This window comes from Arcobacter rhizosphaerae (genome assembly GCF_049472155.1).
Taxonomy (GTDB): Bacteria; Campylobacterota; Campylobacteria; order Campylobacterales; family Arcobacteraceae; genus Arcobacter_B.
The window spans coordinates 77312-92114 of the sequence record NZ_JBMOVW010000007.1 but is presented as its reverse complement, the minus strand read 5'-3'; the positions used below and the strand labels follow the sequence as shown (position 1 = coordinate 92114).

12 protein-coding genes are annotated in these 14803 nt (G+C 27.1%); 8 read left to right on the top strand and 4 right to left on the bottom strand.

Going from position 1 to position 14803, the window contains the following annotated elements; genetic code table 11:
- The first annotated feature begins 24 nt into the window (after positions 1 to 24).
- From ACH5BH_RS11495 to ACH5BH_RS11460, 8 genes are all read left to right on the top strand, one after another.
- Positions 25 to 2601 carry a chemotaxis protein CheW gene (locus ACH5BH_RS11495; protein ID WP_423298453.1) on the top strand — a complete coding sequence of 859 codons (2577 nt, stop codon included), beginning with the start codon at positions 25 to 27 and terminating at the stop codon, positions 2599 to 2601.
- 198 nt (positions 2602 to 2799) lie between these two features.
- Positions 2800 to 3378: a transglutaminase-like domain-containing protein gene (locus ACH5BH_RS11490; RefSeq protein ID WP_423298452.1), complete on the top strand. Its 579-nt coding sequence runs from the start codon at positions 2800 to 2802 to the stop codon at positions 3376 to 3378.
- Between the two features lie 86 nt (positions 3379 to 3464).
- Entirely contained in the window at positions 3465 to 3761 is a 297-nt protein-coding gene (locus ACH5BH_RS11485) for a nucleotidyltransferase family protein (protein WP_423298451.1), read from the top strand.
- On the top strand, positions 3754 to 4119 hold the full coding sequence (locus tag ACH5BH_RS11480) for a HepT-like ribonuclease domain-containing protein (protein WP_423298450.1): 366 nt from the start codon (positions 3754 to 3756) through the stop codon (positions 4117 to 4119). The genes ACH5BH_RS11485 and ACH5BH_RS11480 overlap by 8 nt, the downstream gene beginning before the upstream one ends.
- A 213-nt stretch (positions 4120 to 4332) precedes the next feature.
- A complete protein-coding gene (locus ACH5BH_RS11475) occupies positions 4333 to 6114 on the top strand; it encodes a YgiQ family radical SAM protein (protein ID WP_423298449.1) in 1782 nt (593 codons plus the stop codon).
- Positions 6115 to 6211: 97 nt separating this feature from the next.
- Positions 6212 to 6796 carry an adenylate kinase gene (locus tag ACH5BH_RS11470; protein ID WP_404307072.1) on the top strand — a complete coding sequence of 195 codons (585 nt, stop codon included), beginning with the start codon at positions 6212 to 6214 and terminating at the stop codon, positions 6794 to 6796.
- A 172-nt stretch (positions 6797 to 6968) separates the two neighbouring features.
- Positions 6969 to 9536, top strand: coding sequence for a methyl-accepting chemotaxis protein (locus ACH5BH_RS11465; RefSeq protein ID WP_423298448.1), 2568 nt, complete (start codon positions 6969 to 6971; stop codon positions 9534 to 9536).
- Positions 9537 to 10292 (top strand): competence/damage-inducible protein A, encoded by a 756-nt coding sequence (locus tag ACH5BH_RS11460; RefSeq protein ID WP_423298447.1) that lies wholly within the window; start codon positions 9537 to 9539, stop codon positions 10290 to 10292.
- A 2-nt stretch (positions 10293 to 10294) separates the two neighbouring features.
- Here ACH5BH_RS11460 and ACH5BH_RS11455 read toward each other — a convergent pair whose 3' ends face one another.
- From ACH5BH_RS11455 to ACH5BH_RS11440, 4 genes are all read right to left on the bottom strand, one after another.
- A complete protein-coding gene (locus ACH5BH_RS11455; RefSeq protein ID WP_423298446.1) occupies positions 10295 to 10861 on the bottom strand; it encodes a tetratricopeptide repeat protein in 567 nt (188 codons plus the stop codon).
- Positions 10858 to 11880 carry an alanine racemase gene (locus ACH5BH_RS11450; protein ID WP_423298445.1) on the bottom strand — a complete coding sequence of 341 codons (1023 nt, stop codon included), beginning with the start codon at positions 11878 to 11880 and terminating at the stop codon, positions 10858 to 10860. Before ACH5BH_RS11450 ends, ACH5BH_RS11455 begins: the two co-directional genes overlap by 4 nt.
- Positions 11881 to 11882: 2 nt before the next feature.
- The gene (uvrC, locus tag ACH5BH_RS11445) at positions 11883 to 13733 is read right to left on the bottom strand and encodes an excinuclease ABC subunit UvrC (protein ID WP_404307064.1); all 1851 of its coding nucleotides are present in this window, start codon (positions 13731 to 13733) and stop codon (positions 11883 to 11885) included.
- Between the two features lie 72 nt (positions 13734 to 13805).
- Positions 13806 to 14699: a hypothetical protein gene (locus ACH5BH_RS11440; RefSeq protein ID WP_423298444.1), complete on the bottom strand. Its 894-nt coding sequence runs from the start codon at positions 14697 to 14699 to the stop codon at positions 13806 to 13808.
- Positions 14700 to 14803: the final 104 nt, after the last annotated feature.

Below are 14803 nucleotides of genomic sequence, written 5' to 3'. Positions count from 1 at the left end.
TATATATAAATTGGGAGAATAACTATGCCAAAGAAACTTATCAATTACAAAGGTATTAATGTCAAAAAAGATTTATATCCAATAATTAAACATATAGAAGATGTAGACAAATACAGAGAAGAGTTAGGAAGATTAAGCTCATCATGGGATATATTTGCACTTCTTGGGCAATTGGGAGATATTAATATTGATATTGGAAAAACAAAAGAGAACTTTTTAAATCTTACTTCCACGCTATTAAATCATTTAAGTGAAGAGACAATTAAAAAAGTTACAGCAGAGATGAACTTCAAATCTCAAGTTGCTATTGATATAGTGATTAGAAATTTATTTGAAAGAACAGCTGATATTGGCTTTTTAGCAACGGATGATGATATTAGAAACTTTATTCAATCTTATGTATCTGATTATAATGAAGAAAGTTTAGAATTAAAAAAACAAATTCAAAAAAGATTTAAAGAGTATGTAGCTAAATATTCTGTGTATTTTGATATTGTTTTGGCTAATTGTAATGGTAAAGTAATAGCTAGACTTGATGAAGCAAATAAAATAGATAAAATTGATAATAGTTTTGTTCAAAAAATTTTAAATTCAAATGATGAATATATAGAAACTTATAAATATCATGAGTTTATTCCTCAATATAAAAAGACACTAATTTATTCATATAAAGTTACTAAAACAAATGATCCAAATAGTGAAAATTTAGGAGTATTATGTTTATGTTTCAGATTTACAGATGAAATGAAGGGAATTTTTAAAAATTTAATTGATATAAAAAATAAAGAAGCATTAACAATTTTAGATGAAGAGGGTTATGTTATTGCTTCAAGTGATAAGGAGTATATTCCTTTAGATTCAAAACTTCCTATTGTGCTAAATGAACCTTATAAAATAGTTTCCTTTGCTGGAAGAGACTATGTGGCAAAGACTTGTAAAACAAATGGTTATCAAGGGTTTAAAGGACTTAAATGGTATGGACATATAATGATACCTATTGAGTATGCTTTTTTAAGTGATGATTTAAATCCTATTGATACTGATGATAATATTATAGAAGCTATGATGGAAAATGAAGAACATTTTTCAAAAGAGTTAAAAGAGGTATTTAATAAAAGTAGAACAATTCAAGATAATTTAAGTCGAGTAATATGGAATGGAAATATTGCTCAAAGTAAATTAAAGTCATCAAATAGAGGTTTTTCAAAATCTTTATTAAATGAAATAGGAATTACTGGGATTAAGGCAAACTCTTCTTTAGAGAACTTAAATCAAACAATTATTACTTCAATTTTAAAAGATAGTGAATTTTTATCTTCCTTAGCAATTGATATTATGGATAGAAATCTTTATGAAAGAGCAAATGACTGTAGATGGTGGGCTTTAACTTCTTATTTTAGAGAGGCTTTAGATGATATGAATTCTATATCTCATAAACAAGGCGAGATAAGTGCAATTTTAAAGTATATAAATGATTTATATACAGTTTATACAAATTTACTTATTTTTGATAAAGATGGTAAGGTAATAGCTGTATCAAATGAAAAAGATGAGTATTTAGTTGGAAAGGTTTTATCTTATGAATGGGTAGAAAAAACACTTAATTTAGATGATACTTCTAAATATACTGTCTCTAAATTTGAAAAAACAAATTTATATGAAAATGATGCAACTTATATATATTGTGCAGCAATTAGATCTAATAGAAATGAGAAATTAATTAATGGTGGTATTGCTATAGTTTTTGATTCAAAACCTCAATTTCATGCAATGCTTGATGAGACTCTTCCTAAAAATAAAAGTGGAGTTTTTGCATTATTTACTAATAGAGCTAAAAAAATAATTTCTACAACAAATAAAGCCTTTAAAATAGAAGAGTTTTTAGATATTGAAGATAAGTTTTTTAACATTGAGAATGGACATAAATATAGTGAAATTATAGAATATAATTCTTGTTATTATGCTGTTGGTGTTAGATGTTCTCAAGGATATCGAGAGTATAAAAGTAGAGTTGATGACTATAAAAATGATGTTTTATGCTTTGTTTTTATAAAAATAGGAGATATTGATAATACCAATAAACTTTTATCTAATAAAAATAATACTTTTACAAATCAAAGTGAGACTAAGAGTTTTGATGAAAACTATACTGAACTTGCTACTTTTAATATTGGAAATAAGTTTTTAGCTGTTGATGCAAAAAATGTCTTAGAATCTATAAGTATTGATGAGCTTGAAGAAGCTATTGATATGGATAAAAATAATCCTTTTAAAGGTATGGTTTTATATAAAGATAGATTAATTTCAGTTTTAGATATAAGAGATTTTATAAATGTAGATGTAAAAGATGAAGAGTTAAATAATATCATTTTATTTGAATATGATAAAGACAATATTGAACACTGTATTGGAATAATGGTAACAACACTTCAAAGTATAAGTGTTGTTAAAAAATCATCAATTCAACATATTGAAAATCACTTTTTAGGTTCAGGAACATTAGTTCAAAGTTTAGTTGATATTACTCAAAATAATGAATCAAAAGTTGCTATGATTTTGGATATTAAAAAAATCGATGATAACTTTACTGATAGGGTTTAGGAATTTGTGGTTTAATATTTACTGTTAGAAATGTTTAGCTGGAGTAATTGTTTTTGTCTCTCTATTGATAAATCAAAATATATATTTAAGGAGTTTATTACTACTTTGAGATATAGTATATTTTAATATATGATTTATTGGTTTTTATGCTGGTTTATATATAATATATCTTAATTATTAAAAAAGGGATTTTAATATATGACAAAGTTTTTAAAAGAAACAGATATTATTAATTACTCAAATCAAGAAGTATACATACTAGCAAATCAGTTGTCACAAGATTGTACTACAGATATTGAAGTAGCAAAAAACTGTTTTGAATATGTAAGGGATAAAATAAATCATTCCGGAGACAATAAAGATAATATTTCAACTATAAAAGCAAGTGATGTATTAAAATATAAAACTGGTTGGTGTTATGCAAAAAGTCATTTACTTGCAGCATTATTACGTGCTAACAATATTCCATGTGGGTTTTCTTATCAAAGATTAACAATAAATGATGATGGTAGTGGAAATAAGTTTTCTTTACATGGTTTAAATTCTGTTTATCTTAAAAACTTTGGTTGGTATAGAATAGATGCTAGAGGTAACAAACACGGAGTTAATGCAGAATTTAAACTACCTCATGAAAAACTTGCATTTCCAGTTAGATTTAAAGGAGAAAAAGATTTTATTGAGATTTATTCAGAGCCTTTAACTATAATAATTGATAGTCTTAAAAAATATCAAACTTATGAATTAATGAGTAATAATCTGCCTGATATTGAAATTTAATTATTAGAAATAAAGTATTTACTGAAACTAAATTTGATACAATATACACATAAAAAAGAATTACAAAATCTTGAGGAGATGTAACAATGCATAAACAAGATATTTTAAACTATCTAAAATCAAATCAAGAATACTATTATAATCATTTTGGAATACAATTTATCGGCCTATTTGGATCTTTTGCAAGAGATGAAGCAAATGAGAATAGTGATATAGATATTTTATATAAAATTGAAAAAGATAAAAAACTATCAATGTTCAAGTATCTTAAACTTATTAAACAACTTGAAGATTTTTTTCATAAAAAAATTGACCTAGTAAGAGAGGAAACATTAAAACCTCAAGTTAAAAGTTATATTCAAAAAGATATTAGCTATGTTTAAAAGCAATAGAGATTACAAACTTTATATTGAAGATATAGCTAATGAGTGTAAAAACATTAGAAAGTTTGTACAAAATATAACTTATGATGAATTTACTGAAAATTTAGAAAAAGTTTATGCTGTCGCAAAAGCTTTTGAGAATATTGGAGAAGCTGTTAAGAATATACCTAAAGAGTTTACAAGAAAATATCCTAAAATACCATGGAGTGAAATAGCAAAAATGAGAGATGTTTTAACTCATCATTATTTTGGAGTAGATGACAAAGTTTTATGGGATACGTTAGGTGAAGATTTTGATGAATTTGAAAAAGCTATTAAGGATATGTTAGATACAGTTGATAAGAAATTTTCTCAATGAATGCACAATATTATTTAAGTCAATTTTAAGGTTTTGAAATGTTGGACTAAACAATATTTGCATGAATTTTGTTTTTATACTTTTTTGTAATTTTTCTACAACTGATTTCTATTTCTAATACTTAACAAACAATAAACCTTTATAGTATATGTTAAAACATATTGTGGCACAATACGAAAAATATAAATACAAATAAATTTAAAAGAAAATATAATGAGTCATAATAATAAACCAAATAAATTTTTACCAACTACTAAAGCTGAAATGAAAGAGCGAGGTTGGGATGAACTAGATGTTGTTTTAATTACAGGAGATGCCTATATTGATTCTCCTTTTATGGGAATAGCAGTTGTTGGAAGAATTTTAGAAGATATAGGACTTAGAGTTGGAATCATTGGGCAACCTAATGTTGACTCTGATGTTGATATTAAAAGACTAGGTGAACCTAAACTTTTTTGGGGTGTGAGTGGAGGAAGTATTGATTCAATGGTTTCAAACTATACAGCAACAAAAAAGTTTAGAAATTCTGATGACTATACTCCTGGTGGAAAAAATGATAAAAGACCAGATAGAGCTACTTTAGTTTATACAAATTTAATTAGAAGACATTTTAAAAATACAGTTCCTGTTGTTCTTGGAGGAATTGAAGCTAGTCTTAGAAGATTAACTCACTATGATTATTGGACAAATAAATTAAGAAAACCTATTTTATTTGATTCAAAAGCTGACTATATGATTTATGGAATGGGTGAGCAAGCTATTATTGATTTAGGAAATACTTTAAGGCAAGGTGGTGATCCGAGAAATATCAGAGGACTTTGCTATATTTCAAAAGAAGCACCTAGCGATGAAAACTTTAAAGAGATACCATCTCATCAAGAGTGTTTAGATGATAAAGAAAAGTATATTGACCTTTTTAGAGATTTTTATGATAACAATGACCCTATTTATTCAAAAGGTTTGTATCAAAAAGTTGATACAAGATATCTAATCCAAAATCCTCCAAGTGACCACATGGAAGAAGAAGAGATGGATAAAATCGCATCTTTTCCATATCAAAGAGATGCACATCCTTTCCACAAAAAAGATGGTAAAGTTAAGTGTTTAGAGACTATCAAATTCTCAATTATGACTCACCATGGATGTTGGGGTGAGTGTAACTTCTGTGCTATTGCTGCTCATCAGGGTAGAACTATTAGAACAAGAAGTGAAAAAAATATCTTAGCAGAAGCAAAATCTTTTACTAAAATGAAAGACTTCAAAGGTATTATTTCTGATGTTGGAGGTCCAACTGCTAATATGTATGGGTATGAGTGTAAAAAGAAGATGAAGCTTGGAACTTGTGTTGATAATAAAAGATGTGTAGATGCAACACGACTTTGTAGAACTATGAAAGTTGATCATAGTAGAAACATAAAGCTTTTAAAAGATATTAGAGAAATTCCAGGAATTAAAAAAGCCTTTGTAGCTTCTGGGGTTAGATATGATTTAATTACAGCTGATAAAAAACATGGTTATGAGTATTTAAAAGAGATGGTTGAACATCATATTTCAGGACAAATGAAAGTAGCACCTGAGCATACAAGTGATGAAGTACTCCATCACATGGGAAAACCAGGGAAACAAACACTTATTGATTTTAAAAAAATGTATGATAGATTAAATAAAGAATCAGGTAAAAAACAGTTCTTAACTTACTATTTAATCGCTGCACATCCTGGATGTGAAGAAAAACACATGAGAGAGCTTAAGGATTTCACTACAAATGAACTTAAAATGAATCCAGAACAAGCACAGGTATTTACACCAACACCTGGAACATACTCAGCAGTAATGTACTATACAGGACTTGATCCTTTTACAAAAAAGAAAATCTTCGTAGAAAAAGACCCAAGAAGAAAAGAGAAGCAAAAAGAGATTGTTATTAAGAAGCATAAGTTTAATCACTATGGTGGAACAAAGAAAAGAGAGTTTGGTTCAGGAATGCAAGGGTAGCTCTTAATTAAATCAAGGTATTTTACCTTTGATTTAATTACATTTTCGATAAAATCTCATTATTAAATACTTAATTATACTCAAGGAAAATCAATATATGAAAAAACTATTTTTAATCATTGGAGCTCCAGGTTCTGGAAAAACTACTGATGCTGAACTAATCGCACAAAAACATAAAGATATTACTCACTATTCAGCTGGTGGTATGTTTAGAGCTGAGGTTGAAAGTGGAAGCCAAAGAGGAAAACTAATAGACTCTTTTATTTCAAAGGGGCTTATTGTTCCTATTAATATTGCTATTGAAACAATAGTTGACGCTATTAAAAATGCTCCAACAAAAGTTGTAATTATAGATGGTTATCCAAGATCTAATGAACAAATGATAGAACTTGATAAATACTTAGAAAAAGAAAAAGAAGTTGAATTATCAAGTGTTATAGAAGTTGAAGTATCTCAAGACACTGCTTTTAAAAGAGTTTTAGGAAGAGCTGCTGATGATGAAGTGGTTAGAGCTGATGATAATGAAGAAGTGTTTTTAAATAGAATGAAAGTTTATACTGAACCTTTAAAAGAGATTCAAGAGTTCTATCAAAAAAGAGATTTATATAAAGTAATTAGCGGAGAGGGAACTATTGAAGAAATTGTTTCTGAAATGGATACTTTTATTTCTTCAAAAATCTAAAACAACCTAAAAAAGGAGTATTTTACTCCTTTTTTTATCTCTATAAAAAATTTTAAATTTTCTTAAAACTTATATATATCCAAGTTACTTTTGTCTAAAATATATACTTAAATAACTATTTCAAGATATTAAAATAATTTTTTAATATTAAAAGAAAGAGGGAGGAAATAGTATGCTTAAGAAAATGTCTATAAAAAATAAAGTTATTATGCTTATGGTAATACCTATCATTTCAATGATTTTATTAACAGCAAAAATAGTTGACTCTGATTATAAAAAACTTCAAGAGTATAAGAAGTTAGATGTTGCAGTTCATTTAACTACAAAAGTTTCAGCACTAGTACATGAGACACAAAAAGAAAGAGGTGCCACAGCAGGTTTTTTAGGAAGTAAAGGAAAAAAATTTAAAGATATACTTTCAAAACAAAAAAAGCTTACAGATAAAAAAACTAAAGAATTAGAGGTTTTTTTAGCAAAATATAAAATAGATATTTCTCCGTCTTTGACCCAAACCTTAAATACATCACTGAAACAATTAAAAAAAATTGATTCTATTAGAAACTCTGTAATTTCATTTAATATCTCAACAAAAGATGCAATTGCATATTATACAAATATGAATGCAACTTTTTTAGCAATAGCTTCAGAAGTATCAAAGGTTTCAACTTCACCTGATACAACAAAACAGTTAGTGGCTTATTCTAACTTTTTATTAAGTAAAGAGCGAGCAGGTATAGAGCGGGCAGTAGGTTCAAATACTCTTGCTAGAGATGGTTTTGCTTCTGGAATGAAAATTAAATTGAATAATCTAATTGCTGCTCAAAACTCTTTTATGAATAACTTTTTATTATATGCTTCTTCTGATGCAAAAGAATTTTATAAGAATACTTTAAAAGGTGAAGCTGTTGATGAAGTTGAAGCTATTAGAAATGTACTTTTATATTCAACAAAAAAGCATGAGATAGTTTCATCTATGAAAAATCTTGTAGGTTATGGTGGTTTAATTCATAATTTTAAAAATTATGTAATTAGAGGTACTTCAAAATATGAAGTAAAAGTCAAAAAACAATATGATAGCTTAATGTCAAAGATTCAAGAGTACAAAGCTTTAAAGGGTGTAACTCAAAAAGAAATAGAACTTCTTAATGATGTACAAAAAGTATTTACAAAATATTATAATGGTTTACCAAATGTAGTAAAAGCAGTAAATGAAAATATTCCAGTTAAACAATTGGATAAAGTAGTTAAAGTAAGTGATGGCCCTGCAATAAAAGCTTTAAATACATTAAGTACTAGTTTATTTAGTGTTGAATCTGAATATTGGTTTAACACAATTACTAAAAAAATTAATCTTTTAAAGAAGATTGATGATTATTTAGCAACAGAATTAATAAAGTCTTTAGATCTTGAATATGATAAAGCAAGTAATGAATTTAATCTAGTTGTTACTTTAGCAATGCTTACTTTAATTATAGTATTTAGTTTATCTTTTATTGTTGTAAAAGGAATAATTTCTTCATTAAATGATTTTAGAGAAGGTTTATTATCATTCTTTAGATATGTAAATAAAGAAACTAATCATATTGAACATCTTGATGATTCAAATCAAGGTGAGATTGGTGTGATGGCAAAAGCAGTAAATGAAAACATTGAAAAAGCAAAAGTAGCTATAGATGAAGAAAGAAATGTTATTGATAAAACAATTAAAGTTTTAAGAGAGTTTGAACATGGAGATTTAACTCAAAGAGTAAATATTCATACTACAAATGAAGCTTTAAATGAATTGACAACATTAGTAGATCAAATGGCTGCAAATTTAGAACATAATATTGATAATATTTTAGATGTTTTAGATCAATATGCTTCTTATAATTATATGTCAAAAGTTGATGACAAAGATTTAAAAGCACATCTGAAAAAACTATCATCAGGTGTAAATAATTTAGGTACTTCAATAACTCAGATGTTAGTAGATAGTAAAAAAGTTGGAGTTGAATTAAATAAATCATCAGTTGTCTTACTTGAAAATGTTGATATTGTAAATCAATCTTCGACAAAAGCAGCAGCTTCATTGGAAGAAACAGCTGCTTCTCTTGAAGAGATTACAAGTAATGTTATGAATAATTCAGAATCAATAGCTCAAATGACAAAATATGCTACAAAACTTAATGATTCTACTCAACAAGGTCAAAATTTAGCAAATAAAACTATAAATTCAATGGATGAGATAAATGAGAAAGTTGGTTTAATTAATGAATCAATTTCAATTATTGATCAAATAGCATTCCAAACAAATATCTTATCATTAAATGCAGCTGTAGAAGCAGCAACAGCAGGTGAAGCTGGAAAAGGTTTTGCAGTAGTTGCTCAAGAAGTAAGAAATTTAGCTGCAAGAAGTGCAGAAGCTGCTAAAGAAATAAAAGATTTAGTAGAAGATGCAAATGAAAAAGCTGTTGAAGGTAAAGAAATTGCTGATTCTATGATTCATGGTTATGAAGATTTAAATAAGAATATTTTAAGTACAATTGAATTAATTAGAACTGTTGAAACATCTTCTAAAGAGCAAAGAGCAGGAATTGAACAAATTAATGATGCAATCAATATGCAAGACAGACAAACTCAAGAAATAGCAAATGCTGCAAGTCAAACATATAGTATTGCTTCTAATACTTCTGTTTTATCTAACAAGATTGTAGAAAATGCAAATGAGAAAAGCTTTGAAGGAAAAGATAATATATAAATGAAAAAAGAAGTTAATTTTTACTCAGTTATTATAGGAACTGAACTTTTAAATGGGCGAAGAAAAGATGCTCATTTTTCTTTTTTAAATGAACAACTTTTAAAAAGAGGCTGGGAACATAAAGCCTCTTTTGTAATAGAAGATGATCCTGAATTAATGTTAAATATCTTTAATCTTATAAAAGCAGATAAAAACTCTGTAATGTTTTGTTTTGGTGGGATTGGCTCAACACCTGATGATTATACTAGACAAACAGCTGCTAAGGCTTTTACTTTATCAAAGATGGAATTTCATGAGGAATCTAAAAAGAAAATAGAAAACAGATTTAAAGAAGAGGCTTATCCTCATAGAATAAATATGTCATATTTACCATCAAATGCAAAATTACTTCAAAATATAGTAAATGATGTACCAGGGTTTTATTTAGAAGATAGATTTTTCTTTACTCCTGGTTTTCCTTCAATGAGTCAAAATATGGTAATAGAAGCTTTAGATAAATTATATCCAAAGAGTATTGCTAAATATAGAAGAGTTTTAACTGCTTCATCTGGTGAAAACGATTTAATAGATATTATGAAAAAAATGCCAAAGAATCTTGATTTTGCTTCTTTACCTAAAATAATAGGTGAAAAAAGAAAAGTTGTAATATCTCTTGCTGGGTATAATGTAGATGAGGTTGATAAAAATTTCCAACTTTTTATAGACTATTTAGAAGAAAACAAAGTAGAGTATATTTTAAAAGATATTAGTTGTTAGTTTTATTCTATAGGTTTATTATAATCTCCAATTTTCCAACCCTTATCTTTTGGATATTTATCTAAATTATAATCATTCCAAACTTTTTTACAAAGTTTATTTCCTTTTTTATACTCTTTTTTAGCAAAGATATGAGCTCTACCAAAATTTGGAAATACACCTTTTCCACTTGCATACATATATGCAATATAGCAGTTGGCTTTATACTCTCTTTGTTTTGAGGCTTCTTTGAAGTAGTACATAGCTTTTTCATAATCTTTTTTTGTAGTTACACCTTGTAAAAAAAGTCTTCCTACTATTAACTGTGATTTTGCATGGGCTTTATTTGCTGCATATACAAAACTATTGTATGCTTTTATTTTATTATAGTATTTTGTTTTTTTTGATAAGTAGATTTTTCCTAAAGTGTAATAAGCATCTAAGTTGCCATTTTCTTTTGAGAGTAAAAGTAAAGTATATGCTTTGTCAATATCTTTATTTAAATATTTAAGAGCTTCTTTATAGTATGGGTTTGTTGTAGCAAAAAGTAAGTTTGATAATATACTTAAAGCTACAAGAATTCTTTTCATACTATATACCTTGGAATTTGAGTATTTAAAGTAGTTGTAATTTCATAAGTAATTGTATTGTGAATATTAGCTAAAACTTTTACATCCTCAAAGATACATACTTCTTCATCTTGTGAATTTAAAGATAAGTTATCCATTGATACTCTACCTAAGATTTTATACCCCTCAGGAGTAAAGTATTCATGCTTTTCATTAAGCCTTAAAAAACCATCTCCGTATCCTAAATCATAAGTTGAAACCATCATATCTTCTTTAGCTATATATGTTCCCCCATAACCAATAGCTTGACCTTTTGTTATTTTTCTAGTTGAGATTTTATTCGCCCAAAGAGATAAAACTGGTTTTAAAGCTGGTATTTTTAAAGGTTTTTGATTTTCAATATAACCATAAGTGGCTATTCCAACTCTAGCAAAATCTTCATCAAAGTGGTTATTTCTAAATAAGGCTGATGAGTTACAAGAATGGAAGGCAGGAAGACTTAATGAAAGTTCTTCACATAGGCTTTTAACTATTGTCTTTACTTCTTTAAAATTTTCATTTTGCCAAAAAAATTCAGTAGTTAAACTATCTGCATTTCTATGATGTGTAAAAACTCCTGTAATATTTACATTTTTCTTACACAATCGGTGAATACACTCTTCTAGCTCATTTATACTTATACCATTTCTATGCATTCCTGTATCAACTTTTATATGAACGTTTGCATTTTTTGGTAAATCACTAATATTTTCTAGGGAGTTTAAAGCTATGTGAAAAGAGTGTGAATAAGTAGGGAAATTACTTTCAGCTAGGATTAATATATAGTCAAATAATTTTTCTATTTTTATTGCTTCCTCATAGTTTCTAACCACTGCTTTTTTTATCCCAAACTCTTTTGCCATAGTGGCTATCTCTAATAGACCATGACCATAAGCATTGTCTTTTAGTACTACTGCAACTTTATCTTTACTTCCTACTTGATTTTTGATTATTTCTAAATTATGAAATAAGTTATTTTTATTCAATTGAATTTTAGCCAATACTATTCCTCATTTTCTTTAAAATAATTATATATTAAGTTCGCATCTTTTTCATTTATAACTTCTTTTAACTCTATAATTGATGCTTTTTTGATTTTTTCAAACTCTCCAAAATATAAAAGGAGTTTTTTTACTTTTGCTTCACCTATGCCTTTTATTTGAAGTAATGATATTTGTTTATCTTCTTTTCTTTTTTGTTTTTTATGGAAGTTGATTACAAACCTATGGGCTTCATCCCTTTGTCTTTGTACAAATTGAAGTCTTTGATCGCTTGTTTTTAGTTTTATATTTCTTATTGTTCCATCACTATCTTTGTAGTGAATTATATCTTTTGCAGCACCTTTTGCTCTGTGGGCTTTTGCATCTACTTTTTCTTTTGCTATTGCTATAATATCAAGGTTTACACCAACTGATTGAACTATGTCAAAAGCAAGTTTTAAAAGTGTTTCTCCCCCATCAATAACCCATAAATCAGGGGCAGGGTTCTTTTCAAAACTCTCAACTCTTCTTATTAGCATTTCTCTCATTTGAGAGTATTCATCTTTTGATTCAAGATTATAGTGTCTAAAGGCTTTTCTATCAAAAGAGTTTAACTCTTCATTCCAAACAACCATAGCTCCAACAGTAGCTTGACCCATCATGTGAGAGTTATCAAAAGATTCAACTCTATATGGTAAAGTTTGTAGGTTAAATAGCTTTTTTAACTCATCATAAATAGTAGTTTGGTTTCTTGATGAATCAATTCTTAATAATTCATCACAGTTATTTAAAGCTATTTCAAGAAGTGTTTTTTTCTTTCCTCTTTGAGGATTAGAAATAGTAATATTTTTATCAAATCTATTTTTTAAAAACTCTTCTATTTCTTCTTTATCATCTACTTCTTGAGCTATAAGAATCTCTTTAGGTAAAAGAGGAATTTCATTGTCATAGTAGTTTATAATAGCTCTTTTATATGCTTCACTTAAATCAATATTTGTATTATCTTCTAAGAAATCAAGTTTTATAAAATCATGTGAAGAAGAGGTTAATTTTCCATCTCTTATAAACATTCTTACAATAACAGCTTTTTTTGTTCCTGCTTTTATTGCAAAAAGGTCTAAGTCTTCATTTGTTGCTAAATCCATTCCAGATTTTATTTGAGATTTTTCTATAGCTTTTATTCTATCTCTTATTTTCATAGCTTCTTCAAATCTAAACTCTTCTGAGTATTGCATCATTTTTTCATTTAGTTTTGCGATAAGTTTAGATTTATTGTAGATAAAATCAAGTGCTTCTTCAACTATTTTGCCATACTCAGAAGTTGAAATTTTTCCTTCACAAGGAGCATGACACTTTTTAATTTGATGGAAAAGACAGGCTTCTTTTCCTTTAATACAAGATTTTTTTTGTACAAGAGGAACTATCTCATAAATAGAGTCAAGCATATCTTTTGAGCCTGTAGAGTAAGGTCCAAAATATTTAATATTTTTGCCTTTATATACTTTTCTTGTTATTTCAAGTCTAGGAAAAAGTTCATTGTAATCAACCATAATATAGGGATAAGTTTTATCATCTCTAAGTAAAATATTGTATTTAGGTTTTAACTGTTTAATTAAAGAGTTTTCTAAAATCAAAGCATCATGTTCATTTGGAACAACAATCCATTCAAGTGATACAACCTCTGTAATCATTTTGTAGATTCTAGGCCCTAACTTGTTTGAGGGCATAAGTTTAGGAGTGAATTTAAAGTATGATCTTACTCTATTTTTAAGCACCTTTGCTTTTCCAATATAAAGTAAATGACCATCTTTATCAAAGTATTGATATACCCCCGCATCACTTGGGAGTTGTTTAAGTTTTTCTTCTAATTGCATTTTGAAATAATATCCAAATAATGCTTTACAAGAATTATAAGTTTAATTAAATTTAAATTAATCAAAAAGCATTTAATGATAATTTATATAATAAGGTTGTGTTAATATTTTTTGGCTCCCAACTTTTTCAAAGCCAAGTATTTTTCTTGGGCTCATTAAAGGTTTTATATCATTTTTATAGAAGATTTTAAAACCTCCAATCGCTTTATTTGTTTCTTTTGTTGCATATAGAGCATTATAGATTTTCACCTTTACTCCTGCTTGTCCATGTCCATCTATGTTGTAGATTAGTTTTATGTTTTCATAGTTTTTTACTTCATTTTTTTGTCTTAGCATTCTTTTATGGAACATGTGTACGATTATTTTCTTTGGCTCTTTAATACTACTTTGTTTTAAGTAATCACTTACATATTCTTGTAGTTCGTTTAATTCTTTTGCCTTTATATATCCTACGTATTTGCCAGGTGGATATCTTCTATGTTTTGGAATTCTAAATTCAGGATCAATGGCTAAATGTACATTTTTATATTTTAGATATTTTAACAGAGGTTTTATAGCTTCTTTAGGTGTTTTAACAGCAAGTTGAACATCTAAAATAACATCAAAGTTCTCTTGTTTTGCTCTTTTTATATATTTAAGTACAGTTTTTTCACTCATATTTAAAAGATAGTCATTTCTTCTGCCTGCATCTTTTGTTGCTAAAGAATGAATTATATGAAAAGCAAGTTTTATTTTTAGATTATTATGTAGTTCTTTTTCATAATAAGCTTGTTTTTCTTTCATTTTTAATACTAATGTATCAATATTATTTTCTCCTAAAATACCTAAAGACTTACTATGTGGTCTTCCATAAAAACCTATAAGAATTTCATCATTATATGTTTTAGAATACTCCTTTGTAGTTGCATTTAATGCTTCAAATAAAATAAATTGTAAGATGATTGATATAAATAGTATGAATTTCATTTAATGCCTTAAAAAAGTTATTTTATTCTTTTAGTATATTCTATTATCTTAAAATAGAATTTAAAATAAGCAAATAAGTATAATTACAGTTAAATATTATTAAG

Coding starts and splice junctions, on each gene's coding strand:
- ACH5BH_RS11495 (WP_423298453.1), top strand. CDS start 25: ATGCCAAAGAAACTTATCAATTACAAAGGTATTAATGTCAAAAAAGAT.
- ACH5BH_RS11455 (WP_423298446.1), bottom strand. CDS start 10,861: ATGAAAAGAATTCTTGTAGCTTTAAGTATATTATCAAACTTACTTTTT.
- ACH5BH_RS11465 (WP_423298448.1), top strand. CDS start 6,969: ATGCTTAAGAAAATGTCTATAAAAAATAAAGTTATTATGCTTATGGTA.
- ACH5BH_RS11480 (WP_423298450.1), top strand. CDS start 3,754: ATGTTTAAAAGCAATAGAGATTACAAACTTTATATTGAAGATATAGCT.
- ACH5BH_RS11485 (WP_423298451.1), top strand. CDS start 3,465: ATGCATAAACAAGATATTTTAAACTATCTAAAATCAAATCAAGAATAC.
- ACH5BH_RS11440 (WP_423298444.1), bottom strand. CDS start 14,699: ATGAAATTCATACTATTTATATCAATCATCTTACAATTTATTTTATTT.
- ACH5BH_RS11470 (WP_404307072.1), top strand. CDS start 6,212: ATGAAAAAACTATTTTTAATCATTGGAGCTCCAGGTTCTGGAAAAACT.
- ACH5BH_RS11490 (WP_423298452.1), top strand. CDS start 2,800: ATGACAAAGTTTTTAAAAGAAACAGATATTATTAATTACTCAAATCAA.
- ACH5BH_RS11475 (WP_423298449.1), top strand. CDS start 4,333: ATGAGTCATAATAATAAACCAAATAAATTTTTACCAACTACTAAAGCT.
- uvrC (WP_404307064.1), bottom strand. CDS start 13,733: ATGCAATTAGAAGAAAAACTTAAACAACTCCCAAGTGATGCGGGGGTA.
- ACH5BH_RS11460 (WP_423298447.1), top strand. CDS start 9,537: ATGAAAAAAGAAGTTAATTTTTACTCAGTTATTATAGGAACTGAACTT.